The organism is Demequina subtropica, assembly GCF_000971235.1.
In the GTDB taxonomy this organism is placed as follows: domain Bacteria; phylum Actinomycetota; class Actinomycetes; order Actinomycetales; family Demequinaceae; genus Demequina; species Demequina subtropica.
Map to the genome: position 1 here is coordinate 81,820 of NZ_BBMB01000008.1, position 24,566 is coordinate 106,385.

Genomic DNA, 24,566 nt, shown 5'->3' on the forward strand with positions numbered 1-24,566 from the left:
CAGTGGCTGGGGGGACCGCCATGACCGACGTCGACATCACCGTGGTGGTGCCCACGCTCGACCGTCCGGACGATCTCGCACGCTGCCTCGACGGAGTGGCCGCGCAACGCTTCGCGCCAGCCGAGATCGTGGTGGTGATCCAGGCGCACGACGACGCCTCGAGGGCGGTCGCCGACCGCTATGGCGCGAGGGTCGCGGTCGTCGACAAACCGGGGCTGGCCGCTGCCATCGAACAGGGGATCGCCGCGGCGAGGACCGGGGTCGTCGCCTTCATCGACGACGACGCCGTCCCGCGGGCGGGCTGGGTCGCACGCATCGCCGGAGCCTATGCAGAGGATCCGCGGCTCGGCTTCCTGGGTGGGCGGGACAACGTCGACGGCGATGCGGACGCGGGAGCCGCGTCCCTGCCGGTCGGGCTGCTTCGGCGCGGCACGCTTCACGGCAACCACCACCTCGGCAAGGGGCCGATGCGGCCCGCCGACCATGTCAAGGGCGCCAACATGTCCTTCCGCACACGCGCCGTGCGGGGCCTGCCGCTCGGCGACCTCGTGGCCGGTGGCGGTGCACAGGCTGGCAACGAGCTCTTCCTGAGCTTCTGCGCCAAGCGGCGCGGGTACGAGGGTGCCTACGATCCCGCGGTGGTGGTCGACCACTACCCTGCGACCCGCGCGCAGGGCGACGAACGCGATCGCTTCTCCCGTGAGCGCACCCGGCTCGACACGCGCAACGCGCTCGCCGCGATCAGGGCCTTCCTGCCATGGTGGCAGGGTGCCTTGTACGCGACGCGCATGGTGGTGATCGGTCACCGCAAGCACCCAGGCATGGTGGTCGCCGTGCTCAACCGGCTCCAGCGGGTGCCCGACGGGGGATATCTGTCTGCGAACCTGCGCGGGGTCGCGGACGGCTGGCGGGACGGTGGCCGGATCCGTCGGGACGTGGCCCGGACCGCCGCCCCGGCGGCCGCTCATGCCTAGGCGCGCGCCGCGGCCGTGACCTTCGTGAGGATGCCCCGCACCGCATCGTCCAGGCCCGAGCCCTCCACCAGGAAGCCGTCGTGACCCACCTCCGAGTGGAGCAGCGTGACGCCCTCGCATCGGGGCAGAGCCGCGGCCAGGCGCTCGGAGTCGGCGAGCGGGTAGAGCCGGTCCGAGTCGATCGCGACCACCAGCGCCTCGCCGTCGTACTCGGCCAGCGCCGCCTCGACGCCCCCGCGGCCGCGCCCGACATCGTGGGTGTTGATCGCGTGGAGCATGCGCAGGTAGGTGTTGGCGTCGAAACGACGCGCGAGCTTCTCCGCGTGGTGGTCCAGGTAGGACTCGACCGCGAAGACTCCGCCCGGGCGGAGCACGTCGCCCTCCTGCGCGCCGCGCCCGAAGCGCCCGTTGAGCTCGGGTCCGGAGCGGTACGTCGTGTGCGCGATCGCGCGTGCGATGCCCAGGCCCGTGTGCGGTCCCTCGCCGGCCGGGGCGTCGTAGTAGTCGCCGCCGCGGAACGCCGGATCGAGCCGGATGGCCGCGCCCTGCGTCGCGTGCCACGCGATCTGGTCCGCGGTGGTGGCCGCGGTGGACCCGATCGCGCCGATCGCGCGCACCCGCTCGGGGAACGTCGCGGCCCACTCGACCGCGCGCATCCCGCCCATGCTCGGCCCGATCACCAGCGCCCACGCCTCGATCCCCAGATGGTCCGCGAGGCGAGACTCCGCGATCACCATGTCGTGCAACGTGACGTCGGGGAACTCGGACCCCCACGGGTGGCCGTCCGACGGGTGCGGGTGCGCGGGCCCGGTGCTGCCCTGGCAGCCGCCCACCACGTTCGCGCTCACCACGAACCAACGGTCGGTGTCGATGGGGCGTCCCGGACCCACGAGCCCGTTCCACCAGCCGCCCGTGAGGTGGCCCTCGCCCGCGTCGCCCACCACGTGGCTGTCGCCCGTGAACGCGTGCGCGACGTACACCGCGTTGTCGCGCGCCGCGTTGAGCGTCCCCCAGGTCTCGTATGCGAGCGTGACGTCCAGCCCGCCCCTCGGGTCCGCCTCGAGCGGCAGCCAGCCGATGTCGACGAACCTCCGCTCGCCGGGGTGATCTCCGGGTCTCCAGGCGGCCGATGCGGGGATCGGCCCCAGCGCGGCGCGGCTCTCCGCGCGCGAGGGGGTCGAGCCCGGCGCCCAGCCCGTCTCGACGTGGTCGCCGCTCATGCGTGCGCGACCTCCGCATCGTCCGTGGCCGCGACGCGCGCGGCGGCCTCGAAGCCGCGGCCCAGGTCCGTGAGGATGTCGTCGATGTGCTCGATGCCCACGGAGAGCCTGACGAGCCCGGGGGTGACACCCGCCTCCGCCTGCTCGTCTGCCGTGAGCTGCGAGTGCGTGGTGGTCGCCGGATGGATCGCGAGCGAGCGCACGTCGCCGATGTTCGCCACCAGCGAGTGCAGCTCGAGCGCGTCGACGAAGGCCTGGCCGGCGTCCTTGCCGCCCGCGATCTCGAACGCGAGCACCGCTCCACCGCCTCGGGGGGCGTACTTGCGCTGCAGGTGGTGCCACGGGCTGCTCGCGAGGCCGCTGTAGGCGACCGCGAGGACCTGAGGGTGGCCCTCGAGGAAGTCGGCGACGCGCACGGCGTTCTCGACGTGGCGCTCGACGCGCAGGCTCAGCGTCTCGATGCCCTGGGCGATGAGGAACGCGTTGAAGGGGCTGATCGCGGCCCCGGTGTCCCGGAGCAGCTGGACGCGGGCCTTGAGGATGAAGGCGAGGTTCGCGCCGAGCGGGGAGCCCACGCCCAGGTCGCGCGCGTAGACCAGGCCGTTGTAGCTGGGGTCGGGGGAGTTGAAGCCCGGGAAGCGGTCGGGGTGGCGTGCGTAGTCGAACGCTCCGCCGTCGACGATGACGCCGCCGATCGCGGTGCCGTGGCCGCCCAGGTACTTGGTGGCGGAGTGGGTGACGATGTCCGCGCCCCACGCGAGCGGGTTGACCAGGTAGGGCGACGCGACCGTGTTGTCCACGATGAGCGGCACGCCCACCTCGTGCGCGACGGCGGCGACGGCCTCGATGTCGAGGAGGTCCTGCTTGGGGTTCGAGATCGACTCGCCGAAGAACGCCTTGGTGGTGGGGCGGACGGCCTTGCGCCAGCTCTCCGGGTCGTCAGGGTCCTCGACGAAGGTGACCTCGATGCCGAACCGGGGAAGCGTGTGGCGGAACAGGTTGGACGTGCCGCCGTAGAGCGACGGTGAGGCGACGATGTGGTCGCCCGCGTGGGCGAGGTTCTGGATCGCGAGCGTGTTCGCCGCGGAGCCGGAGCTCACCAGAAGCGCGCCCACGCCGCCCTCGAGGGCCGCGATGCGGGTCTCGACCGCCTCGGTGGTGGGGTTGCCCAGGCGCGTGTAGATGGGGCCCAGCTCGCCGAGCGCGAAGCGGGCCGCGGCCTGGGTGGTGTCCTCGAAGACGAAGGACGTCGTCTGGTAGATCGGCAGCGCCCGGGCGCCGGTCTCGGCGTCGGGGGTCTGGCCGGCGTGGACCTGCAGCGTCTCGAAGGCCCAGGTGGGGGTGGTGGTCATGGTGGCTCCTGTGTCGGGATCGGTCTCGGGGGTGAGGCGGATCCGCGGCCCCAGGTCTGGTGCCGCCGGCCATCGGGCGTGCAAGCGCGCCGACCGCCCGCGACCCTGGGGGCGCGGCGCGACACGTGGCGTGTGGGCCCGGAGGTGCTTTTGCTCGCGGGCCTCAGGCCTTCTCGCGAGCGGCGCCCTCACGGGCGCACGCCGAACGTGCGCTGGTCAGCGGCACATTCGACGGAGCATGGGAGCGACTGTAGGGGGCGATCCGATCGCGGTCAACCCGGGATCGCTCGGGATGCCGACGCGCATGGCGGGACATACGCTGACAAGAGGCGCGATGTCTGGGGGCGGCATGGACGATCTGCGGCGCGGCGCGGGGCCCGCGCGCCGGGGAGTGATCATGGGCGCGGCGTGGGCCGCGCCGGCGATCGTGATCGCCGCCTCGGCGCCGGCCGCGGCCACCTCCAACGTGGTGAACAGCGACGTCACGGTGATCTCTAGCGTGAGCATCGGCGTGGGATGGGGAACCACCCCGAACAGCGTCGGCGGTGAGATCAGCTTCTACCTCGGCTACGACGCCGATTGGATGGCCGCGGGCATCACCGAGGTGCCTGCCACGCTCACCCTGACGGCCGTCCGCACCGACGTCGATCCGAACGAGACCGTCACGAGCACGCTGCCGATCACCATCATCGGCTCGGGGCAGGCGGTGCAGATCATCATCGACGACATCCCGCCAGGTGAGTACGAGGTCAGCTACTCGATCATCGCGGACGCCGTGGTGGGCAGCGACGGCGTGACGTACCAGGCGAATCCTGCGTCAGGTGGGCCCACGTCCGTCACCGTACCTGCGCCTTGACCTTGCGCCCTTGGTCTGCCCGGGTGTCTGCGCAGCGAGCGATCCCGCCGCGCGGTCACCGAGGGTGCACATCTCGGACGAATCGGTTGACGTCGACGCGCCGCCTCGCTATTCATTGACGTGACGGTGCCGGAGCGGGTGCCGTCCGTGCTGGTTGAGGGGGGCATGGCATGGAAGATCCGCGCGTGAGACCGGACCTGCTGATGCTGTTCGGCGACTCGATCGCCAACGGCTTGGGGGTGCGTGAGGGGCGGTACGGCGCGCAGCTCGCCGAGCGCCTTGGTTGCGAGCTCGTCGATCTCAGCTGGACCGCGCGTCAGGCTCCGGAGTCGCTGTCCCTGCTTCGTGAGTCGGATGCGGTGCCCACGTACGCGGTGATCGCCCACGGCGTCACCGAGGCGATCGTGCGGCCCACGCGCAGGAGCCTGCGCATCGTGCCGGGCCGATGGCGCAGGCCCGGCTGGATGGACCCCCGGCCGTACTACTCGCGGCGTCGGCGGCGTCGCGCGCTCGAGCGCGCGGAGTCCGAGCTGCGGTGGCGCGTGAAGAACCTCCTCATCCGGCTCGATGGCGGCGTGCAGTTCACGCCGCTCGACGAGTATGTCGATGCGGTCCGCGGCCTTGTCGACGAACTTCACGCTCGCGGCGCAGCCGTCGTGGTCCTCGGGCCTCCAGAACTTGAGGGGCGGTACTTCCCGGGGTCGATCGAGGAGCAGCGCCGATACGCTGCCGCGGCCCGGGCCGTGGTCGAGGAGCAGGGCGCCACCTGGGTGCCGCTTGCTGGCCGTATGGACCTGTGGGAGCACTTCTTCCACGACCGCTTCCACCCCAACCTCGATGGTCACACCCGCATCGCGGACCTGGTCGAGGGCGCAGTCGGCCGTGACGCGAGGAGCGACCTCGATCCGGTGTGAGCTGCGCGCGGCCCGGGCTTAGGCGGGGACGCGGGCCGGAGCGGGCGCAGTGCGCTCGCCGAGGGCCGCGCGACCTGCGCCGAAGGTGCGCAGGGCCTTGACGCCCAGGATCGATCCGAAGATCCCTGCGATCGACATGAGAGCGAGGTTCAGCGGGAGGATCTCGACCCCGAGCGCCCGTGTCGCGCCCGCAGCCGCGAGGATTGCGAACGGGTGGAGCAGGAAGATCCCGTACGAGTAGCCGCCGATCCATGCGAGGAAGTCGTGCTTGAGGCCGAAGCCGATGAAGGCGAGCGGGAAGGTGATGCCGAGGACGATGCCGAGGATGTCCTGCCGCTGGTGCGAGGAGATGGACCAGATGTCGAGCACCGCGAGCTGGGTGTAGGCGAGCAGGAGCACTGTGGCGCCTGTCATCGCCCATGCCCAGCCGCGGCCCGCGCGCACCCAGCCGAAGCGCACCGATGCGAGCCCGGCGATGAAGAACAGTCCCAGGTAGAGCGCGCTCGTGAACTGGAGGAGGCTCGTGGCCGCAGTGAGGTTGACCAGCACGTTGATGGCGACGAGGGCTGCGAAGACCGCGGCGACGCTCGTGCGTCGGTTCAGCACGCCGTACGAGTCCGCCAGCGCGACCGCCGCGTAGACCCAGAACGTCGCGAGCAGGAACCAGTACGGGGCGAGCGAGTACAGCAGCCAGTTCCAGGGCGCGAGCCCGATCGGGTCGCCGAACCCGACGGTGTACTGGGCGATGCCGATCAGCGGCACGAAGATCAGGTACGGCACCAGCAGGCGACGGACCTTCTTGCCCAGGTAAGAGCCGTAAAGGGCCGGGTCGGTGAGGGGGCGCCAGGCGTAGACCACGCCTGACAGGAAGGCGAAGAGCGGCATCCGGATGTAGAGGAAGGTGTCGGCGTACCACTCGAGGTAGTCGGCCTCTCCCCAGCGGTTCTGCGCGACGTGCAGCGTGACGAGCAGGATGCATGCGATCCCGCGCAGCGAGTCGACGGTCTTGTCCCGTGCGGCCATGGTTGTCCCCCCCCTTGGCGGTGGCGTCGAGACGCGTCGCCACCGAGTGCTCCCTCCTCGTCAACGTAACCCGGGTGCTTGCGTGTTGTCACGCAAACTATGAACAAACGGACGGAACGCCTGCGGCGGAAGCGTGTGCTGGACCCCTACTGCACGACGCATATCGTCGTTACGATGGCCGCGTGGGGTGCACGCGCCCACGGGCATCGTCGATCGGGGGGAGGACGATGAGCACGTCGCTGAGGGCGCCGGTCAACGCGGTCGGCAGGTTCGCGCACGTCGATGCGTTGCGCGCCTTCGCGGTGCTCGTCGTGGTCGGGCAGCACGTGGTGTACCGCGGGCTGCCCGGCGAGTCGGGTGTGACCGTCTTCTTCGGCATCAGCGGCTTCATCATCACGTGGCTCATGCTGCGCGAGAAGAGCGCGGAGGGAGGATTCCGTGTCGGCGCCTTCTACTTCCGCCGCATCGTGAAGCTCGCTCCACCGTTCCTGGTCATCATCCTGGTCCCCACCCTGGTCTACGGGCTCGTGGAGCCCGTCGCGGCGCCGGCGGTCCTCAGCCAGGTCTTCTTCGGCTACAACTGGCTGCTCATCTTCGACCCGCTCCTCGCGTCGCAGGTGCTGCCGGGCACCATCGTCGTATGGAGCCTCGCGGTCGAGGAGCAGTTCTACATCGCCTTCGCGCTCATCTGGCTCGCGGTGGCCCGCACCCGCGCATGGCTGGAATGGGCTCTCGGAGTGGCGGTGGCGGCGATCGTCACGGGCATCGCCGTGCGGATCGTGCTGGTGCAGGACCCCGCCGGCTACTACCACGCGCGGTGGGGCACGGACGCGCGCATGGACGCGATCGGGATCGGCGTGCTCGCCGCGGTGGCGTTGTTCGCTTGGCAGCGCGGCTCGCTGCCTTGGCTAGCGCGGCTCGCCCATCCGGCGACGCCTGCGGTGGCGGTCGCGCTGTACTGCGGCTCGCTGCTCATCGCGCCCGTGCAGTGGGAGCTGACGGTGGCGCCCATCCTGCAGGTCTGCGGAGCGGTGCTGCTCATCCTGTACGGGCTGCTGCCTCGTCAGGGAGCGGTCGCCGGCGCTTTCGACAAAGGTGTGTCGTGGCGTCCCCTGCAGCTCGTGGGTCTCGCGAGCTACAGCATCTACCTGATCCACTATCCGCTGGGCACGCTCATCGGGGCGCCGCTCGAGGCGGTGATGCCCAAGGTGCTCGCGAACCTCGCGACGGGTGTGATCGCGGTGCTGGCAGGTGTGGCGGTGTACAGGCTCGTCGAGGTGCCGGCGCTTGCCTGGCGCAAGCGCCGCGAGCGTGCGCGCGCCGCACGCTCCGCGCACGTCGCTGCGGGCGCGGGCTGACCGGTCAAAGCCGCCGCTCGAACTCCTCCATGAACGCGTTCATCTGCGCGGTCTCGACCAGGAAGCCGTCGTGGCCCACGGGGGAGTGCACCACCTTGACGCCCTCCGAGCCCGACAGTGCGGCATCGAGCCGCTGCGAGTTCGCGAGCGGGTAGAGGCGATCCGAGTCGATCGCGATGACGAGCGCGGGATCCGTGTACCGCGCCAGCGCGGTCTCGACGCCGCCGCGTCCGCGGCCCACATCGTGCGACTGGATCGCCTGGGCCAGCCGCACGTAGGTGTTGGCGTCGAAGCGTCGCGCGAGCTTGCGCGCGTGGTGCTCGAGGTAGGACTGCACCGAGAACAGGCCGCCCTTGCCCAGCGGGTCCGAGTCGCCCTGGTAGCCGCGGTCGAAGCGCTCGTTGAGCTCCCCCGCGCTGCGGTACGTCGTGTGCGCGATCATGCGCGCGATGCCGATGCCCACGTGCGGGCCGTCGCCGTCCGCCGCGTCGTAGTAGTCGCCGTCCCTGAAGCGGGGGTCCGCCTTGATCGCGGCGAGCTGCGCGGTGGACCACGCGATCTGGTCGGCCGTGGTCGCGCCCGTCGATCCCACGGGGGCGACCGCGCCGACGCGCTCGGGGGCCATCGCGACCCACTCGAGCGCGCGCATGCCGCCCATCGACGGGCCGGTCATGAGCTTCCAGCGGTCGATGCCCAGGTGGTCGGCGAGGAGCATCTCGGCGCGCGCCATGTCGCGCATCGTCACGTACGGGAAGCGTGAGCCCCACGGGCGGCCGTCCTCCGGGTGCGCGCTCGCGGGACCGGTCGAGCCCTGGCAGCCGCCGATGACGTTCGCGCACACGATGAAGTGGCGTGCGGGGTCGATCGGCTTGTCGGGGCCGACCATCGCGTTCCACCAGCCGCCCGTGTGGTGGCCCGGCTCGGCGGGGCCGAAAACGTGGCTGTCGCCCGTGAGGGCGTGCGCGACGTACACCGCGTTGCTCTTGTCGGGCGCCAGCTCGCCCCACGTCTCGTACGCGAGCACCGCGCCGGGGAGCACGCCCGTCGGATCCGCCTCGAGCGGCAGGTCGCCGAGCGGGAGGAAGAGGCGGCGCCCCGGGTGGTCGCCCTCGCGCCACGCGGCGCTCGCGGGAATGGGTGCGCCGGCGCCCGGGCCCTCGTCCGCGGCCTTGGCGTCGGTCTCGATCCCGTCGTCGTCCATGGCGCTCAGCCTAGAGGTCTTGCGGGGTGCGCCCGCGGCGGCTCATGCCGGGCCGCTCCCGTGCCGATGCCTGAGGTAGGCCCGAGAGCGTGTGCGGCACGGGGTTCCGCAAACCGCGTCTCGGGCCTAGGATCAGTGGCGGAAGTTACTGATGTGACAAACGTGACCAGGGCGGTGGATGTGACGGCAGGGGTTCGGCGGGTGCTTGCGCTCGTGACGATGTTCGCGATCGCCGGCGCGGTGGTCGTGGCGGGTCCGACGCATCGTGCCCGTGCCGAGGACTACCCGGGCCAGGCCGAGATCGACGCGGCGCGCGCCGCGGCGGACGATCTCGCCTCGGGCATCGACGAGCTCGACAACGCGATCGCCGCGCTCGCGGCCGCGCGCGACGAGGCCACCGCGAACGCCCTGCTCGCGGGCGAGGACTACATCGAGGCGCAGGACACCGCGGACGCAGCCCAGGACACGCTCGCGGCCGCGAACGATCGCGCCGCCCAGGCGGAGAAGGAGCTCGCCATCGCGCGCGAGAACCTCGCGGCCGTCGCGCAGGCGGCCTACCGGGACTCGGGCTCGATGAGCCAGATCGGGGCCGTGGTGGGCGCCGAGTCGGTCGACGACGTCATCGCGCGCACCGAGGCCTTCGAGCGCGGCTCGGACGAGGCAGACGTCTGGGTGCAACGCGTGCAGGCGGCCGAGCTGGTCGCGAGCACGATGCGCGAGTACGCGGACGATGCGGCCGCCGAGGCCGATGCCGCAGCAGCCGAGGCCAAGTCCGCCTACGCCGAGGCGCAGGACGCTCAGGACCACGCCGAGCGGGCGGTGGCCGAGGCCGACGCGACCCGCGCCGACGCCGTGACGCGCCTCGCCGAGCTGCGTGGCGTGACGGTCGCGCTCGAGGAGGAGCGGCAGGCCGGGCTCGAGGCGGAGCGCGCCGCGCGCGAGCAGGCGGAGGCCGAGGCACGCCAGCGGGCGGCGGAGGAGGCCGCGCAGGCCGAGCAGACCTCGCGTCCCCGTCCGACCTCCACCCCGACGTCGACGGCGACCTCGACCCCCAAGCCGACCACCACCTCCACGGCGACGTCCACCCCCAAGCCGACCACCACCTCCACCCCGAAGCCGACCACCACCTCGACGCCGACCGAGACCTCGGAGCCCGAGGAGACGGAGACCTCGGAGCCCGAGGAGACGTCGACGCCCAAGCCGACCGCCACGTCGGAGCCGGAGACGCCCACCACCGCCTGGAAGTCGACCGCGGCCCAGGGCGTCGCGGCGTCCAATGCCGCGCTCGGGCTGTCGGGCAAGCCCTATCAGCTGGGGGCCTCGGGCCCGACGTACTTCGACTGCTCGGGGCTGACTTCGACGGCGTGGTCGTCGGCGGGCCACTGGATCACGCGCTCGTCGCGGACCCAGTACGCGTACACCACGCACCTGTCGTACTCGCAGATCCGGCCGGGCGACCTGGTCTTCTACGCGACCAACACGTCGGACCCGTCGACGATCTACCACGTGGCGATGTACGTGGGCAACGGCATGGTGATGGAGGCGGTCAACCCCTCCAAGGTCTCCGGCACGCGCGGCCTCTACGCGTGGATGGCGTCGAACATGATGCCGTACATCGGCCGCCCCTGACCGCCGCCCGACAGCCGCAACGGATCTCGCGGCGACACGCCGCCGATACGACGCGAAAAGCCCCCGACACGCCGCGGAACCGGGATCGATTCCGTTGGCAGTGTCGGGGGCTTGCGCGTCGGATCAGTGCTGCGGCGGGTGCAGCGGGTTGAGGGTCGCGAAGGGCGTGCCCTTGGCGCGCTCGAAGGACGAGCGGATCTCCTCCTCGGCCTCCTCGCGCGACACCCAGTGGGCGCCCTCGACGGACTTGCCGGGCTCGAGGTCCTTGTAGACCTCGAAGAAGTGCTGGACCTCGAGGCGGTGGAAGTCGGAGACGTCGGTGAGCTCCTGGCGCCACGTCTGGCGCTGGTCGCCGACCGGAACGCACAGGACCTTGTCGTCACCGCCGGCCTCGTCGCGCATGCGGAACATGCCGAGCGCGCGGCACCGGATCTGGCAGCCGGGGAACGTGGGCTCCTCGAGCAGCACGAGCGCGTCCAGCGGGTCCCCGTCCTCACCGAGCGTCCCGTCGATGAAGCCATAATCGTCCGGGTAGCGCGTGGAGGTGAACAGCATGCGGTCGAGCACGATGCGGCCGGTGTGGTGATCCACCTCGTACTTGTTGCGCGAGCCCTTCGGGATCTCGATGGTGACGTCGAATTCCATGCCTGGCGTCCTTAGCGTTAGGTCTGAGGTCCTGGTGCGGTCCGGTACTAGTGTGGCGCATGTTCGGAGGTCGTGGGTGCGAAGGATTGTCGCGGGTGCGCTGGTCACCCTGCTGGTGCTGGCGGGCGGCTACCTGTACGCCGACGCGCAGGACTGGGTGCCGGGCTGGATCACCGCCGCACCCGTGGACGTGCCGCAGGCGCCGTTCATCACCCAGGAGCCCGTGACGGTCGAGAGCCCCGCCGGGACGGACGCGGTGGCGGACATGGACCCCGACGCGCCGCGTCCCTCGGCCTCCGAGGTGCAGGCGCTCGCGGAGGCCGTGCGCGCCGACTCCCGCACCGGGGACTCGACCCACATCTCCGTGGTCGACTACCTCGACGGCACCGTCTACGCGGACGTGGATGCGTCCGACCCCCAGGTGCCCGCCTCGACCACCAAGCTCATCACAGTGATCGCGGCCGTCTCGCAGCTGGGCGCCGACTACACCACGTCGACCACGGTCCGCTGGGATGCGGGGACCCGCACCCTCACGCTCGTGGCGGGAGGCGACTCCCTGCTCGCGGCGGACCAGGGCCACCACGGAGACGTGGACGATGCGGAGGACGCCGCCCAGGGATGGGCCGGTCTCGGCGACCTCGCCGACCAGGTGCTCGAGTCGCTCGGCGACGATGCGGCGGGCGCCGTGCGCGTCGAGATCGACGACTCGGACTTCCCGGGGCCCGCGTGGCCGAAGGAGTGGCCCCAGTACGCGTTCGACATGGGCTACGCGGCGCCGGTGTCGGGGCTCGCCGTCGACGCGGCGCGTCTGACCGACGACAACTACGCGAAGCGCGCCGCCGACCCGTCGCTGCACGCGGGCGGGCTCTTCGTCGACGTGCTCGAGGCACGCGGCCTCACCGTGGAGGGAGAGGTGACCCGCGCATCGTCCCCCGTGGCGGACGATGCGGAGGCGGTGGAGATCGCCTCCGTCGAGTCGGCGCCGCTGGCGGAGGTCTCCCGCCACCTGCTGTCGGTGTCGGACAACACGGTGGCCGAGCAGGTGGCCCGCGTGCTCGCGCTCGAGATGGACTACAAGGCGACGCCCGCGGGCGAGGCGAGGGCGATCCGTCGCGCGCTCAACCAGATCGGGGCCGACATCGAGGGGCTAGAGCTCCACGACGGCGCGGGCTTCTCCGACCGCAACCAGATCTCCCCGGCGACCATGACGAGCGCGCTCCTCGCGGCGCGCGACGTGCCCGCGCTTGACGGGCTGCTCGACTGGCTCCCGCTCGCGGGCCTCGAGGGCACCGTGGAGACGCGCTACACGGACACCTCGCCCGCAGGGTACTGGCGCGCCAAGACCGGGTCGCTCACCGGGGTCACCGCGATCGCGGGCGTCATCGTGACGGCGGACGGGCGGCCGCTCGCGGTGTCGATCCTCGCCGACGGCATGCCCTACGGGCAGACGGCACCGAAGGCCGCGTTCGACGTGCTGCTCGACGCGCTGGCAGAATGCGGCTGTGCAGGATGAGGCCGGGCCGGACCAGGGACAGGCAGTGACGGGTCCGCACCCCGCGGTCGCGGCGTGCCGGGTCGCGGTCCGCGATGCGCTCGGCGATCTCGAGCTCGGCACGCGCGTGTGGGTCGCGTGCTCCGGAGGCCCCGACTCGCTCGCGCTCGCCGCGGCCGTCGCGTTCGTCGCGCGCAAGCAGGGGCTCTTCGCCGGCGCGATCATCGTCGACCACGGGCTGCAGCCCGACTCGGCCGTGGTGGCCGAGCGCGCGGCGCATGAGGTCCGCAGGGCGGGGATCCACACGGTCCACATCGAGCGGGTGGTCGTGGGACGCGCCGGGGGCATGGAGGCGGCGGCCCGCGAGGCGCGCTACGCCGCGCTCGACGCGCGCATCGACGCCGAGGGCGGGCTCGACCCCGTCCTGCTCACCGGCCACACCATGGACGACCAGGCCGAGACCGTGCTGCTCGCGCTCGCACGCGGCTCCGGCGCGCGCGCCCTGTCGGGCATTCCCGCCCGCCGCGGGCGCATCGTCCGCCCGTTCCTCACGGTGCGGCGCAAGGACACCCTCGCCGCGTGCCAGGCGCTCGACCTCGACCCGTGGCACGACCCGACGAACGTCAGCGAGGACGGTCCACGGCGCTCGGCGCTGCGCACACGCGTGATGCCCGCGCTCGTCGAGGTGCTCGGCCCCGGGGTGGTCTCTGGGCTGGCACGCTCGGCCGCGCTGCTCCAGGCCGACGCCGACGAGCTCGACCGGCAGGCGCGCTCCCACGCCGCCGCCGCATCGTCCTGGGCGAAGGCCCCCGCGGCCTCCGCGGCGGCGGGACGCGCCGACGAGTGGCGCTGCGACATGCTCGCCGCCCTGCCCGACGCGATCCGCACGCGCATGCTCAAGATGATGGCCGAGAACAAGGGCGCCGGACCGCTGACCGCGACCCACGTGGCGGCCCTCGACTCGCTGGTCATGCAGTGGAAGGGGCAGGGCGCGATCTCGCTTCCCGGCGGCTACGAGGCCCGCCGCGAGTATGGCAGGCTGGTCATCAGCCACCCGGGACATAAGGAGAGGCCAGCGTGAGCTTCCAGTACGACATGAGCGACTTCTCCGAGGTGCTCGTGAGCGAGAACGCGATCGGGCGCAAGCTCGACGAGATGGCGGCCGAGATCCGCGCCGACTACGCGGACCAGGACCTGCTGCTCGTGGGCGTCCTCAAGGGCGCCGTGATGGTGATGGCGGACCTCGCGCGGCGCATGCCGCCGGCCGTGCAGATGGACTGGATGGCGGTGTCCTCCTACGGCTCGGGCACCAAGTCCTCCGGCGTGGTGCGGATCCTCAAGGATCTCGACGCGGACCTCACCGGCCGCCACGTGCTGATCGTCGAGGACATCATCGACACCGGCGTCACGCTGTCGTGGCTCACCGGCAACCTGCGCTCGCGCGGCGCGGCCTCGGTCGAGGTCGCCGCGCTGCTGCGCAAGCCCGAGGCCGCCGTGGTCGACGTGCCGGTCAAGTACCTGGGCTTCGACATCCCGAACCAGTTCGTCGTGGGCTACGGCCTGGACTTCGCGGAGGACTACCGCACGCTGCCGTTCGTGGCGGTGCTCAAGCCCGAGGTCTACGCGGACAAGTAACCCGTCCCGACTCTGCTGCGGCTCCGCCACACGGATTCGCGGCTCCGCCACACGTCGCTCGGCGTGTCATCGGCGTGTCGTGCCGATATCAGCGGATTCGTTGAGCTCGCGCCTGTCGCGGTGTGGCGGAGCCGCGATGGTGGGCGAATCCACAGACCGCCTCGAGGCCTGCCTCGTCCACAGGTGCGCCCGGGCGATGCCCCGAGCTCGGACCTCTTGCAGCAAGGTCCGGGCATGGATGTCCTGGGATTCCTGGCTCGAGAGGGCGGCGCGGCACGCCTCGAAGCGCTGCTCACGGCGGGAGCCTCGGAGAACGAGGTCCGGCGGGCGGTGGCGCGAGGGATGATCCACCGCCCCTTGCGAGGGTGCTACGCGCTCCCGAACGCAACGCGCGCGGCGATCCTTCGGGCGTCGTACCGGGCTTCGCTGTGCTGCACCTCGATGTGCGAGGCGCACAAGCTCCCGGTCATCGCGCGCGACGGCATCGTTCATCTGGTGGTGCCGCGCGATCGCGCGCGCCGGGCGACGGACCGGCGACCGAGCGACGGGCTGGTGCTGCACCGGCTCGACCCCGTTGCGGGGCTCCCGACCAACCGCATCGCTTTCGGACTCGACATGCTCGGGCGGTGCGCGGACCGGATGCAGCAGATCGTCGCGGTCGATGCCGCTCTGCACCGGGGGATGATCTCCCGGGCCGACATCCTGCGATTCGCGCTCACCGACCCGGTCCGGCGCCGGTGGCTCTACGAGATGGCGGACGGTGCCTCGGAGTCCCTGCTCGAGACGATCGTGCGAGTCGCGCTCGTCGAGGCGGGCCTCAGCGTGCGAAGCCAGGCCCGTGTCCCCGGCGCAGGGCGCGTCGACCTCCTCGTGGAGGGGCGCATCGTGGTGCAGACGGACGGCGACGAGCACCACAGCTCGCCCGCGGATGTCGCGGAGGACAAGCGCAGGGATCGCGCATGCCTCGCGGCCAAGCTCCCGGCGCTCAGGTTCACCTACCGCGAGGTCATGGGAGACATCGAAGGTGTCGTGCGCGAGGTCCTCCGGGTCCTGACGCGGTAGTCCGGCCCTGTCGGCTCGCGGCTCCGCCACACAAGGACGACGTGGTGAGACCCAGGCCAGGCGCACAGGAGCCGACTCGCCGGCGACACGCCGAGCGGTGTGTGGCGGAGCCGTGAATCGGTGTGGCGGAGCCGCAGGTAGAGGGCGAGGGGCACGCCGTGAGCGAAACCTTTACGTTCGGTCTGAGCCAGCGCGTAGAGTCGGGGGCACGATGAAGAACGTCCTCAACATCCGCCTGATCATCTTCTATGTCGCCGCGGCGCTGCTCGTCGCCTGGGTCGTGTCCGGGCTGCTCTCGCCGCGCACGCAGCAGGTCGACACATCGGTCGGTCTCGACATGCTCGAGCAGCAGGTCGCCGACCAGGTCAAGATCGTCGACGGCGATCAGCGCGTCGAGATCACCCTGATCGACTCCGAGGACTTCCCGGAGGGCACGCCCGAGGAGTGGGCGGACTACCGCGGCAAGGTCGAGTTCTTCTACGTCGAGCCCCAGGGCCAGGAGATCGTCGACGCCGTCAAGGCCGCCGACCCGGCCCAGGGCTACAACTCCGAGGTGCCGCAGAGCTCGATCTGGGCGTCGATCGCGTTCACGTTCCTCCCGATCCTGCTGCTCGTGGGCCTGTTCTGGTTCCTCATGTCGAACATGCAGGGCGGCGGTGGCGGCCGCCTCATGAGCTTCGGCAAGTCGAAGGCGTCGATGGTGACGCCCGACACCCCGACCGTGAAGTTCGAGGACGTCGCGGGCGTGGACGAGGCGGTCGAGGAGCTCAAGGAGATCGAGGAGTTCCTCGAGAACCCGGCCAAGTTCCAGGCCGTGGGCGCCAAGATCCCCAAGGGCGTCCTGCTCTACGGCCCGCCCGGCACCGGCAAGACGCTGCTCGCGCGCGCCGTCGCTGGTGAGGCCGGCGTGCCCTTCTTCAGCATCTCCGGGTCCGACTTCGTCGAGATGTTCGTCGGTGTCGGTGCGAGCCGCGTGCGCGACCTGTTCGAGCAGGCCAAGAAGAACAGCCCCGCGATCATCTTCGTCGACGAGATCGACGCCGTCGGTCGCCACCGCGGCGCCGGCATGGGCGGCGGTCACGACGAGCGCGAGCAGACCCTCAACCAGATGCTGGTCGAGATGGACGGCTTCGACATCCACACCAACATCATCATGATCGCGGCGACCAACCGCCCCGACATCCTCGACCCCGCCCTTCTCAGGCCCGGACGCTTCGACCGCCAGGTGGGCGTCGACGCCCCCGACCTCAAGGGCCGCGTCAAGGTGCTCGAGGTGCACGCCAAGGGCAAGCCCATCTCGCCCGAGGTGGACCTCGACGCCCTGGCCCGCCGCACGCCCGGCTTCACCGGCGCGGACCTCGCGAACGTCCTCAACGAGGCCGCGCTGCTCACGGCGCGCCGCGAGAAGCAGCTCATCGGCCCCGACGAGATGGACGAGGCGATCGACCGCGTCATCGCCGGCCCGCAGAAGCGCACCCGCGTGATGAACGACCACGACAAGACGGTCACGGCGTATCACGAGGGCGGCCACGCCCTGGTCGCCGCGGCCATGCGCCACACGGACCCCGTCACCAAGGTGACCATCCTGCCCCGCGGCCGCGCCCTCGGGTACACGATGGTGATGCCGCAGGAGGACCGCTACTCCAAGACGCGCAACCAGCTGCTCGACAACCTCGCGTACGCGATGGGCGGCCGCATCGCGGAGGAGCTGATCTTCGGCGACCCGTCGACGGGCGCGAGCAACGACATCCAGCAGGCCACCGAGATCGCCAAGCAGATGGTGACCGAGTACGGCATGTCCACCAAGGTGGGCTCCGTGCGGCTCACCGGCAGCTCGGGCGAGGTGTTCCTGGGCCGCGACATGGGCCACGGCCGCGAGTACTCCGAGTCCGTCGCGTCGACCGTCGACCAGGAGGTCCGGGGACTGCTCGACAACGCGATGGCGGAGGCGACGATCGCGCTGACGCAGAACCGTGCGGTGCTCGACGCCCTTGCCGCGGCGCTGCTCGAGAAGGAGACGCTCGGCGAGACCGAGCTCGCGGAGATCTTCGCCGACGTCGAGAAGATCACCGCGCGCGACGAGTGGATCTCCGGTCGCTGGATCGAGGCCGCCCCCGCGACCGCCAAGGGCGGCGCCATCGAGGCGCCCGCCAAGGCCGTGGCGACGGACGATGCGGCGCCCGCCGAGGTACCCGCCGGCGCCCCCGCAGGCGAAGAGGACGCCGTCCCGGCGCCCGAGCTGGTCGAGCCGAAGGACCAGTGACGGTGCCGGTCGACAAGCCGCGGATCGAGAGCGCCGTCAGGGAGATCCTGGCCGCCGTCGGCGAGGACCCGGACCGCGACGGGCTCAAGGACACCCCCAGCCGGGTGGCGCGCGCGTACGAGGAGTTCTTCAGGGGCCTCCATGAGGACCCGGCGGACGTCCTCAGCGCGGTCTTCGAGCTGGGCCACGAGGAGATGATCCTGGTCAAGGACATCGAGCTGTACTCGATGTGCGAGCACCACCTGGTGCCGTTCCACGGCGTCGCGCACGTCGCGTACATCCCCGGCACGGACGGCCGCATCACCGGGCTCTCCAAGCTCGCGCGCCTGGTCGACGTCTACGCCAAGCGCCCCCAGGTGCAGGAGCGGCTCACCACGCAGGTGGCCGATGCGCTCGTGGACGAGCTCGGTGCGCGCGGCGTGATCGTCGTGGTCGAGGCCGAGCACCTGTGCATGTCGATGCGCGGCGTCCGCAAGCCCGGCTCGCGCACGGTCACCAGCGCGGTCCGCGGGATCATGCGGGACGCCGCGACGCGCGCCGAGGCGATGAGCCTCATCGTCGGCAAGTAGGAGGTCGCCGGACATGACGCTGGTCATGGGGATCCTCAACGTCACTCCGGACAGCTTCAGCGACGGCGGCATGTACGCCGAGCTCGACGCGGCGATCGCGCGCGGCGTGCAGCTCGCGCACGACGGCGCGGACCTGGTCGACGTGGGCGGCGAGTCCACCCGCCCGGGCGCCGCGCGCGTCACCGTCGAGGAGGAGCAGCGCCGCGTCGTGCCGGTCATCCGCGCGCTCGCACAGGCCGGCGTCGCGACGAGCATCGACACCATGAACGCCGCGACCGCGCGCGCCGCCGTCGAGGCCGGCGCGAGCATCGTCAACGACGTCTCGGGCGGGCTCGCGGACGATGCGATGGCCGCGACCGTCGCCGACCTCGCCGTCGACTTCATCGCCATGCACTGGCGCGCCCACTCCACGGAGATGGACCACCGCGACGAGTACGCGGACGTCGTGCGCGAGGTGGGCGACGAGCTCGCCGCGCGCGTCGACGCCCTCGTCGCCGCGGGCGTCCGCGAGGAGCGCATCGTCCTCGACCCGGGCCTGGGCTTCTCCAAGGTGACGGACTCGAACTGGCCGCTGCTCGCGAACCTCGACGCATGGTCGCGCGGGCACCGCGTGCTGGTGGGCGCGAGCCGCAAGCGCTTCCTCGGCGCCGCGATCGCGCGCCCGGGCGTGGACGCCGGCGACCCGACGATGCGCGAGCACGCCACCACCGCGGTGACCTCCCTGGCAGCCGCGCACGGCGCCTGGGCGGTGCGGGTGCACGATGCGGCAGCGGCTGTCGACGCGACGCGCGTCGTGTCGGCTTGGGAGAACGCACGTCGACCGGAAGGATGGGCCTCATGACGACGCCGACCATCACCCCGTACCTCAAGGACGGGATCGAGCTCGACCAGATCATCGTCCAGGGCATTCGTGTCACCGGCTTCCACGGGGTCTACGCCCCGGAGAAGGAGTCGGGGCAGCTGTTCCTCGCCGATGTGGTGGCCCACGTGTCCACGCGCATCGCGGCCGACAAGGACGATCTGCTCCGCACCGTCAACTACTCGGAGATCGCCGACCGCACCGCCGAGGTGCTCGGCGGCGATCCCTCCGACCTGCTCGAGACCGTCGCCGAGCACATCGCGCGCGCGATCCTCGAGATGCCCGGCGTGCAGGCGGTGGACGTCATCGTCCACAAGCCGCAGGCCCCGCTGCACGTCGAGTTCCGCGACGTCATGGTGAAGATCCGCCGCGACCTGCGCTCGGGCACGCTGTGGGCGGACAAGCGCATCGGCTCGTCGGCGGGCGGCTCGGGCGACCCGTTCGCCCCCGCGCCGCGCTCGGGCGACCCCGCGGACGCGCAGCCCCTTCAGCCCGTGACCGCCTACCTGGGCCTCGGGGGCAACATCGGCGACGTCGACACGTCCTTCCGTGAGGCGCTGTGGGAGCTGCACCGCATCCCGGGCATCGAGGTGCTGCGAGCCTCCTCGCTGTTCCGCACGCGCCCTGTGGGCGGACCCGAGCAGGCCGACTTCCTCAACGTCGTCGTCGCGGTCGAGACCGCGCTCGCGCCGCGCGCGCTGCTCGCCGCGTGCCAGGGCGTCGAGGTCCTCCACGGACGTGAGCGGCGTGAGGAGAACGGTCCGCGGACGCTGGACATCGACGTGCTCGCGTACGACGCGATGACTCTCGACGCCGACGATCTGAAGGTCCCGCACCCGCGCGCGGCCGAGCGGGCGTTCGTGCTCCAGCCGTGGGCGACGCTCGCCCCCGACTTCGAGCTCCCGGGCGCGGGCCGCATCGGCGACCTCGCGGCGGCGATCGGCACCGACGGCGTCGAGCTCGTGGCGGAGCGCTGGCCAGCGGCGCAGGAGAGCGCGAACCCCCAGGCGTGAACGGCATGGGCGCCCGGGCGGCAGCGAGGTCGCGATGACCCCGCTGAGCCGCACACGCCTCGTCGTGCTCGCCTCCGTGATGGGGCTCGTGGCGTGGGCGATCGCCCGCATGGCCGTCGCGTCCGGCTCGACGCCCCTCGCGGTGCCCTGGACGGTGCTCGTGGTCGCGGGCCTCGTGGGGGTGCTCGTGCTCTGGCTCGGCTGGGCGGTGCGGCAGTACCGACGCGGCAAGAACCCGGGGCTCAGCGGGCTGCGCGCCGCGCGGACCGCGGTGCTCGCGCAGGCGTGCGCCTACACGGGCTCGATCATCGCGGGCGCCTTCGCGGGCTACGGCCTCGCGATCGCGCTCGAGTGGTCGCATGCGCCGCGGCGCGAGGTGGCGATCTCGGCGTTCGTCGCGGTGCTCGGCGGGCTCGTGCTCGTGGCTGCGGCGCTGATCGCCGAGCACTGGTGCAAGGACAGCCGCGACGACGACAACGAGGGCGGCTCCGCGCCGGCCTGACACGCGTCCGCCGAGGAGGGCGCGTCGCGGGTGCCGGGCCGCGGTCCACCCCTGGCACACTGAAGTCATGAGCTGGTACGAGAACGCCGCTGCTCCGTGGGTCCCGGTCTCCCGCAGGCTCATCACCGCGCGGCTCGTCCCCGCGGGGATCGTGTTCGGCCTGCTCGTGCTCGCGAGCCTCGTGGTCGCGCTCGCGACGGGCGAGCCATGGTTCCTCCTCGGGTCCATCGCGATCCTGGCGATCGGCGCGTGGGTCGCCTGGGTGATCGTCCGCCAGGTGGGCGCCCACGCATGGGCGGAGGGGGAGGACGACCTCCTGGTGCGCAAGGGCCGCATGTTCCGCTCCGTCACGGTGGTGCCGTACGGGCGCATGCAGTTCGTCGACGTCAAGGCCGGTCCGCTCGACCGCGCCCTCGGCATCGCGACGGTGCAGCTCCACACCGCCTCTCCCGGCACGGACGCCTCGATCGCGGGGGTGCCCGCGGAGGAGGCCGCGCGCCTCCGTGACCGCCTCACCACACGCGGCGAGGCACGGCTGGCGGGTCTGTGAGCGTCGACGGCTCGGTCTACCGGGCCCCTCGCGAGTGGACGCGCCTCCACCCGGTGTCGCCGCTGCTCGGCGGCTGGGCCGTGCTCGGCCTCATCTTCGCGTACCTCATCCATCAGCGGCTCCCGGACTGGGTCGCGGGAGACGAGGGCGGCTGGGACTTCCTCGACCAGTTCCCGCTGGTCGGGCTCGCCATCGCCGCCGCGCTCGGCTTCGCCGCCACGCTCGCGATCTCGGTGTGGCAGTGGCGCCGCACCGAGTTCCGCATCGGGGACGACGCGGTCTACCTGCGCCGCGGCATCGTCACCCAGCAGCAGCGCCAGGCGCGGCTCGACCGGCTCCAGGCGGTCGACGTGGTGCAGCCGCTGCTCGCGCGGCTGTTCGGCTTCGCGGCGCTCTCGGTCCAGGTCGCGGGCGGCGAGGGTTCGGGCATCGAGCTCAAGTTCCTGCGCCTGGGCGACGCGGAGGCGCTGCGCAACGAGATCCTCTACCTCGCCGCGGGGCTCAAGGAAGGCGACCAGGAGCCGCCGGCTCCCGCCGACGGTGGGGACGATGCGGGCGTCGCGGGCGCATCGTCATTCCGCGACCTCGCGGCCGACCGGGCCCGCGCGTTCGAGCGTCCCGAGGACGTGCTGTCGGGTCGCGAGCGGGTCCGGACCGCTGTCGCGGCGGCGGAGGAGCGCGAGGTGTACCGCGTCCCGCTCGGGAGGCTCGTGCTCTCGACGCTGTTCTCCGGCCCCGCGATCTTCGTGCTGCTCGCGCCGCTCACGGGGCTCCTCGCCACCGTGTTCCTCAAGGTCGACGTGCTGGGCGGCCTTCTCGCCGCCATCGGTACCAGCCTGTTCGCGATCATCGGTGCGCTGGGCGCGCTGCTCGGGTTCTTCTGGACGCGCATCAACGGCGGCTTCGGCTTCACCGCGGCGCTGTCGGCGGACGGGCTGCGGCTGCGGCACGGCCTCATGGAGACGCGGCGCCAGACGGTGCCCCCGGGCCGCGTCCAGGCGATCCGCCTGCACCAGCCGCCGCTGTGGCGCGGTCAGGACTGGTGGCGCATCACGCTCAACGTCGCCGGCTACGGCGCCACGGACGAGGCCGTGTCGGTGCTGCACCCGGTCGCCACGCGCGAGGAGGCCCTCACCGCGGTGTGGCTGGTCCTGCCCGACCTCGGCGAGCCCGACCCGTACGGCACGCTCGGATTCGCGCTGCACGGCACCGGCTCCGAGGGCGGCTTCCTCACCAGCCCCGAGCGCGCTCGCCGGCTCGACCCGCTCCAGTGGCGCTTCCGCGGTGTGCGCGCGACCGAGCGAGCGCTGCTCATCCGGCGCGGCCGCTGGTCGCGCGAGCTCGTGATCGTCCCCCACGAGCGCACCCAGTCGCTGGGCCTGACCCAGGGTCCCGTGCGCCGCTCGCTGCGCCTCGCGAACGTCGAGGTCCACTCGACCGCGGGGCCCGTCACGCCGGTCGCGGCGCACCTGGACCTCGACGACGCGATCGCGTTGCTCGACGCGCAGGCCACGAGGGCCCGCGAGGGCAGGAGGCGCCAGACCCCCGAGCAATGGATGACGGCGGTGGGCCTGGCGCCCGCCTCTCCCGAAGGAGACCCGCATGGATGACGTCCGCGGACACGCGGTCAACGGCAACACCCGGCGGCCCGGCCGCCTGCGCATCGGCGTGGTCGGGGCAGGCCGCGTGGGCGCGGTGCTCGCCGCCGCGCTGCGCGAGGCCGGTCATGAGATCGTCGCCGCGTCGGGTGTCTCCGACGCGACGCTGTCGCGCATCGACGCGCTCCTGCCGGGTGTCCCGGTCGCCGACCCCGACGAGGTGGTGCGCGCCGCGGAGCTGGTGCTGCTCACCGTCCCGGACGATGCGATCGGCCCCGTCGCGGCCGGCCTCGCCAAGGTCGAGGCGTGGCGCCCGGGTCAGCTGGTGGTGCACACGTCCGGCCGGCACGGGATCGACGTGCTCGCGCAGTCGGGAGCCGCCGGCATCGTGCCGCTCGCGATCCACCCTGCGATGACCTTCACCGGCACGTCGATGGACCGCTCGCGGCTGACGGACGCCGTGTTCGCCGTGACCGCGCCGCCCGGCATGCTGCCGATCGCCCAGGCGCTCGTGGTCGAGATGGGCGGCGAGCCCGTGGTGGTCGAGGAGTGGGACCGCCCGCTCTACCACGCGGCCCTGGTGCACGGCGCGAACCACGTGGTCACGGCCGTCGCGCAGGCGAGCGGCGTGCTCGCGCGCATCGGCATCGAGGAGCCGGCGCGCGTGCTCGGGCCGCTCATCCACGCGTCCGTCGACGGCGCGCTGCGCGACGCGCCGGGCGCCGTCTCCACTCTGACGGGACCCGTGGTTCGCGGCGACGCGGGCACGGTCGCTGCGCACCTGCGGGCGCTCGAGGGGCAGCCCGAGGCGCTTTTCGCGTATCGTGCCATGGCGCGCGCCACGGCAGACCTGGCGCTCAGCGGCGGCCGCATCGGCCCCGCGCAGTACGCCGACCTCATCGCGACGCTCGGCACCGACGGAATGGGAGATTGATGCGCATCGTCCACACGGCGAGCGACCTCCGAGGGACCGCGACGCGGCCCTCCAGGCGTGAGGGGGACCGCGCGTCGCGGGCCGTCGTCATGACCATGGGGGCGCTGCACGAGGGCCATCTGGCGCTCGTGCGCGCGGCACGCGAGGCGGCCGACGAGGTGGTGGTGACCATCTTCGTCAACCCTCTCCAGTTCGACGACGCCGACGACCTGGACCGCTACCCGCGCACGCTCGACGAGGACTGCGCGCTGCTCGAGCCGCTCGGCGTGGACGTGGTCTTCGCGCCGTCGGTCGAGGAGGTGTACGCCGGGGGCGAGCCCGTGGTGACCGTCTCCGCCGGCGCGATCGGCGAGGTCTTCGAGGGAGCGCATCGTCCCGGGCACTTCGACGGCGTGCTCACCGTCGTGGCGAAGCTGCTCAACCTCACCCAGCCGGACCTCGCGTTCTTCGGGCAGAAGGACGCGCAGCAGGTCATCGCCGTGCGGACCATGGTGCGCGACCTCAACTTCCCCGTCCAGGTGGTGGCCGTGCCCACCGTCCGCGACAAGGACGGCCTGGCGCTGTCCTCGCGCAACGTGTTCCTGTCGCCGGCCGAGCGGGAGAGCGCGCTCGCCCTCTCGGCGGCGCTGCGCGAGGCCGATGCGGCGGTCCGGTCGGGCGACGGGGTGTCCGCGGCGCTCGCGGTCGGGCGCGCGGTGCTCGCCTCCGAGCCGGGCGTCGAGGTCGACTATCTCGAGTTCCAGGACCCCGTGACCGCCGACGTGGTGCCCGAGGGCTACCGTGGAGAGGCGGTGCTCGCCGTCGCCGCCCGCGTGGGCGAGACCCGGCTCATCGACAACCTGGTGACGCGGTTCGCCTGACGCTTCCCGCCCATCCCGCCCGACAGCCCCAACGGAGCTGGTCCCGACACGCCGGGC

At 72.1% G+C, this 24,566-nt stretch carries 23 protein-coding genes; 18 read left to right on the forward strand and 5 right to left on the reverse strand.

The window, feature by feature from the left end:
* Positions 1 to 20: 20 nt before the first annotated feature.
* Positions 21 to 974, forward strand: a complete 954-nt coding sequence (locus AOM06_RS08315; protein ID WP_062304547.1) for a glycosyltransferase family 2 protein — start codon at positions 21 to 23, stop codon at positions 972 to 974.
* Here AOM06_RS08315 and metX (AOM06_RS08320) read toward each other — a convergent pair.
* Entirely contained in the window at positions 971 to 2,194 is a 1,224-nt protein-coding gene (gene metX, locus AOM06_RS08320) for a homoserine O-acetyltransferase MetX (RefSeq protein WP_082105425.1), read from the reverse strand. The genes AOM06_RS08315 and metX (AOM06_RS08320) overlap by 4 nt on opposite strands.
* The gene (locus tag AOM06_RS08325; RefSeq protein ID WP_062304550.1) at positions 2,191 to 3,546 is read right to left on the reverse strand and encodes a bifunctional o-acetylhomoserine/o-acetylserine sulfhydrylase; all 1,356 of its coding nucleotides are present in this window, start codon (positions 3,544 to 3,546) and stop codon (positions 2,191 to 2,193) included. Before AOM06_RS08325 ends, metX (AOM06_RS08320) begins: the two co-directional genes overlap by 4 nt.
* 349 nt (positions 3,547 to 3,895) lie before the next feature.
* Between AOM06_RS08325 and AOM06_RS08330 the strand changes: the two genes are divergently transcribed.
* On the forward strand, positions 3,896 to 4,402 hold the full coding sequence (locus AOM06_RS08330) for a hypothetical protein (protein ID WP_156163647.1): 507 nt from the start codon (positions 3,896 to 3,898) through the stop codon (positions 4,400 to 4,402).
* 185 nt (positions 4,403 to 4,587) lie between these two features.
* A complete protein-coding gene (locus AOM06_RS08335) occupies positions 4,588 to 5,316 on the forward strand; it encodes an SGNH/GDSL hydrolase family protein (RefSeq protein ID WP_169747748.1) in 729 nt (242 codons plus the stop codon).
* Between the two features lie 18 nt (positions 5,317 to 5,334).
* Here AOM06_RS08335 and AOM06_RS08340 read toward each other — a convergent pair whose 3' ends face one another.
* Entirely contained in the window at positions 5,335 to 6,339 is a 1,005-nt protein-coding gene (locus tag AOM06_RS08340) for an acyltransferase family protein (RefSeq protein WP_062304559.1), read from the reverse strand.
* 227 nt (positions 6,340 to 6,566) lie between these two features.
* Between AOM06_RS08340 and AOM06_RS08345 the strand changes: the two genes are divergently transcribed.
* A complete protein-coding gene (locus AOM06_RS08345; protein ID WP_062304561.1) occupies positions 6,567 to 7,697 on the forward strand; it encodes an acyltransferase family protein in 1,131 nt (376 codons plus the stop codon).
* Between the two features lie 4 nt (positions 7,698 to 7,701).
* Here AOM06_RS08345 and metX (AOM06_RS08350) read toward each other — a convergent pair whose 3' ends face one another.
* Positions 7,702 to 8,898, reverse strand: coding sequence for a homoserine O-acetyltransferase MetX (gene metX, locus AOM06_RS08350; protein WP_082105427.1), 1,197 nt, complete (start codon positions 8,896 to 8,898; stop codon positions 7,702 to 7,704).
* A gap of 180 nt (positions 8,899 to 9,078) precedes the next feature.
* On the opposite strand from metX (AOM06_RS08350), the gene AOM06_RS08355 reads away from it, so the two are divergent.
* Positions 9,079 to 10,527, forward strand: a complete 1,449-nt coding sequence (locus AOM06_RS08355; RefSeq protein ID WP_156163648.1) for a C40 family peptidase — start codon at positions 9,079 to 9,081, stop codon at positions 10,525 to 10,527.
* Between the two features lie 123 nt (positions 10,528 to 10,650).
* Here the strand turns inward: AOM06_RS08355 and AOM06_RS08360 are convergent, their stop codons facing one another.
* On the reverse strand, positions 10,651 to 11,172 hold the full coding sequence (locus tag AOM06_RS08360; protein ID WP_062304568.1) for an inorganic diphosphatase: 522 nt from the start codon (positions 11,170 to 11,172) through the stop codon (positions 10,651 to 10,653).
* 76 nt (positions 11,173 to 11,248) lie between these two features.
* On the opposite strand from AOM06_RS08360, the gene dacB reads away from it, so the two are divergent.
* The 13 genes from dacB to panC all read left to right on the forward strand — a co-directional run bounded on the left by dacB (position 11,249) and on the right by panC (position 24,509).
* Positions 11,249 to 12,685: a D-alanyl-D-alanine carboxypeptidase/D-alanyl-D-alanine endopeptidase gene (gene dacB / locus AOM06_RS08365; RefSeq protein WP_169747749.1), complete on the forward strand. Its 1,437-nt coding sequence runs from the start codon at positions 11,249 to 11,251 to the stop codon at positions 12,683 to 12,685.
* The gene (tilS, locus tag AOM06_RS08370; protein ID WP_228372897.1) at positions 12,675 to 13,745 is read left to right on the forward strand and encodes a tRNA lysidine(34) synthetase TilS; all 1,071 of its coding nucleotides are present in this window, start codon (positions 12,675 to 12,677) and stop codon (positions 13,743 to 13,745) included. Before dacB ends, tilS begins: the two co-directional genes overlap by 11 nt.
* A 14-nt stretch (positions 13,746 to 13,759) precedes the next feature.
* Positions 13,760 to 14,299: a hypoxanthine phosphoribosyltransferase gene (hpt, locus tag AOM06_RS08375; RefSeq protein WP_062304711.1), complete on the forward strand. Its 540-nt coding sequence runs from the start codon at positions 13,760 to 13,762 to the stop codon at positions 14,297 to 14,299.
* Positions 14,300 to 14,533: 234 nt separating this feature from the next.
* The gene (locus AOM06_RS08380) at positions 14,534 to 15,361 is read left to right on the forward strand and encodes a DUF559 domain-containing protein (RefSeq protein ID WP_062304577.1); all 828 of its coding nucleotides are present in this window, start codon (positions 14,534 to 14,536) and stop codon (positions 15,359 to 15,361) included.
* 211 nt (positions 15,362 to 15,572) lie between these two features.
* On the forward strand, positions 15,573 to 17,624 hold the full coding sequence (gene ftsH, locus AOM06_RS08385; protein ID WP_062304580.1) for an ATP-dependent zinc metalloprotease FtsH: 2,052 nt from the start codon (positions 15,573 to 15,575) through the stop codon (positions 17,622 to 17,624).
* Positions 17,625 to 17,626: 2 nt separating this feature from the next.
* Positions 17,627 to 18,193: a GTP cyclohydrolase I FolE gene (folE, locus tag AOM06_RS08390; RefSeq protein ID WP_228372898.1), complete on the forward strand. Its 567-nt coding sequence runs from the start codon at positions 17,627 to 17,629 to the stop codon at positions 18,191 to 18,193.
* 13 nt (positions 18,194 to 18,206) lie between these two features.
* A complete protein-coding gene (folP, locus tag AOM06_RS08395; RefSeq protein WP_062304586.1) occupies positions 18,207 to 19,034 on the forward strand; it encodes a dihydropteroate synthase in 828 nt (275 codons plus the stop codon).
* Positions 19,031 to 20,065: a 2-amino-4-hydroxy-6-hydroxymethyldihydropteridine diphosphokinase gene (folK, locus tag AOM06_RS08400; RefSeq protein WP_062304589.1), complete on the forward strand. Its 1,035-nt coding sequence runs from the start codon at positions 19,031 to 19,033 to the stop codon at positions 20,063 to 20,065. Before folP ends, folK begins: the two co-directional genes overlap by 4 nt.
* 34 nt (positions 20,066 to 20,099) lie before the next feature.
* Complete coding sequence (locus AOM06_RS08405; protein ID WP_062304592.1) at positions 20,100 to 20,567, forward strand: DUF3180 domain-containing protein; 468 nt, start codon at positions 20,100 to 20,102, stop codon at positions 20,565 to 20,567.
* A gap of 67 nt (positions 20,568 to 20,634) precedes the next feature.
* Entirely contained in the window at positions 20,635 to 21,117 is a 483-nt protein-coding gene (locus AOM06_RS08410) for a PH domain-containing protein (RefSeq protein ID WP_062304595.1), read from the forward strand.
* A complete protein-coding gene (locus AOM06_RS08415; RefSeq protein WP_062304598.1) occupies positions 21,114 to 22,727 on the forward strand; it encodes a PH domain-containing protein in 1,614 nt (537 codons plus the stop codon). The genes AOM06_RS08410 and AOM06_RS08415 overlap by 4 nt, the downstream gene beginning before the upstream one ends.
* Positions 22,720 to 23,649, forward strand: coding sequence for a Rossmann-like and DUF2520 domain-containing protein (locus AOM06_RS08420; protein WP_062304600.1), 930 nt, complete (start codon positions 22,720 to 22,722; stop codon positions 23,647 to 23,649). The genes AOM06_RS08415 and AOM06_RS08420 overlap by 8 nt, the downstream gene beginning before the upstream one ends.
* Entirely contained in the window at positions 23,649 to 24,509 is an 861-nt protein-coding gene (gene panC, locus AOM06_RS08425) for a pantoate--beta-alanine ligase (RefSeq protein ID WP_082105430.1), read from the forward strand. The genes AOM06_RS08420 and panC overlap by 1 nt, the downstream gene beginning before the upstream one ends.
* The last annotated feature ends 57 nt before the right edge of the window (positions 24,510 to 24,566 follow it).

Bases quoted from the DNA above. Each gene is read 5' to 3' on its own strand.
- AOM06_RS08315 (WP_062304547.1), top strand. From the start codon at position 21: ATGACCGACGTCGACATCACCGTGGTGGTGCCCACGCTCGACCGTCCG.
- panC (WP_082105430.1), top strand. From the start codon at position 23,649: ATGCGCATCGTCCACACGGCGAGCGACCTCCGAGGGACCGCGACGCGG.
- AOM06_RS08360 (WP_062304568.1), bottom strand. From the start codon at position 11,172: ATGGAATTCGACGTCACCATCGAGATCCCGAAGGGCTCGCGCAACAAG.
- folP (WP_062304586.1), top strand. From the start codon at position 18,207: ATGACGCTGGTCATGGGGATCCTCAACGTCACTCCGGACAGCTTCAGC.
- hpt (WP_062304711.1), top strand. From the start codon at position 13,760: ATGAGCGACTTCTCCGAGGTGCTCGTGAGCGAGAACGCGATCGGGCGC.
- AOM06_RS08405 (WP_062304592.1), top strand. From the start codon at position 20,100: ATGACCCCGCTGAGCCGCACACGCCTCGTCGTGCTCGCCTCCGTGATG.
- AOM06_RS08325 (WP_062304550.1), bottom strand. From the start codon at position 3,546: ATGACCACCACCCCCACCTGGGCCTTCGAGACGCTGCAGGTCCACGCC.
- folK (WP_062304589.1), top strand. From the start codon at position 19,031: ATGACGACGCCGACCATCACCCCGTACCTCAAGGACGGGATCGAGCTC.
- AOM06_RS08330 (WP_156163647.1), top strand. From the start codon at position 3,896: ATGGACGATCTGCGGCGCGGCGCGGGGCCCGCGCGCCGGGGAGTGATC.
- metX (WP_082105425.1), bottom strand. From the start codon at position 2,194: ATGAGCGGCGACCACGTCGAGACGGGCTGGGCGCCGGGCTCGACCCCC.
- AOM06_RS08340 (WP_062304559.1), bottom strand. From the start codon at position 6,339: ATGGCCGCACGGGACAAGACCGTCGACTCGCTGCGCGGGATCGCATGC.
- AOM06_RS08410 (WP_062304595.1), top strand. From the start codon at position 20,635: ATGAGCTGGTACGAGAACGCCGCTGCTCCGTGGGTCCCGGTCTCCCGC.
- AOM06_RS08420 (WP_062304600.1), top strand. From the start codon at position 22,720: ATGGATGACGTCCGCGGACACGCGGTCAACGGCAACACCCGGCGGCCC.
- metX (WP_082105427.1), bottom strand. From the start codon at position 8,898: ATGGACGACGACGGGATCGAGACCGACGCCAAGGCCGCGGACGAGGGC.
- AOM06_RS08380 (WP_062304577.1), top strand. From the start codon at position 14,534: ATGGATGTCCTGGGATTCCTGGCTCGAGAGGGCGGCGCGGCACGCCTC.
- ftsH (WP_062304580.1), top strand. From the start codon at position 15,573: ATGAAGAACGTCCTCAACATCCGCCTGATCATCTTCTATGTCGCCGCG.
- AOM06_RS08345 (WP_062304561.1), top strand. From the start codon at position 6,567: ATGAGCACGTCGCTGAGGGCGCCGGTCAACGCGGTCGGCAGGTTCGCG.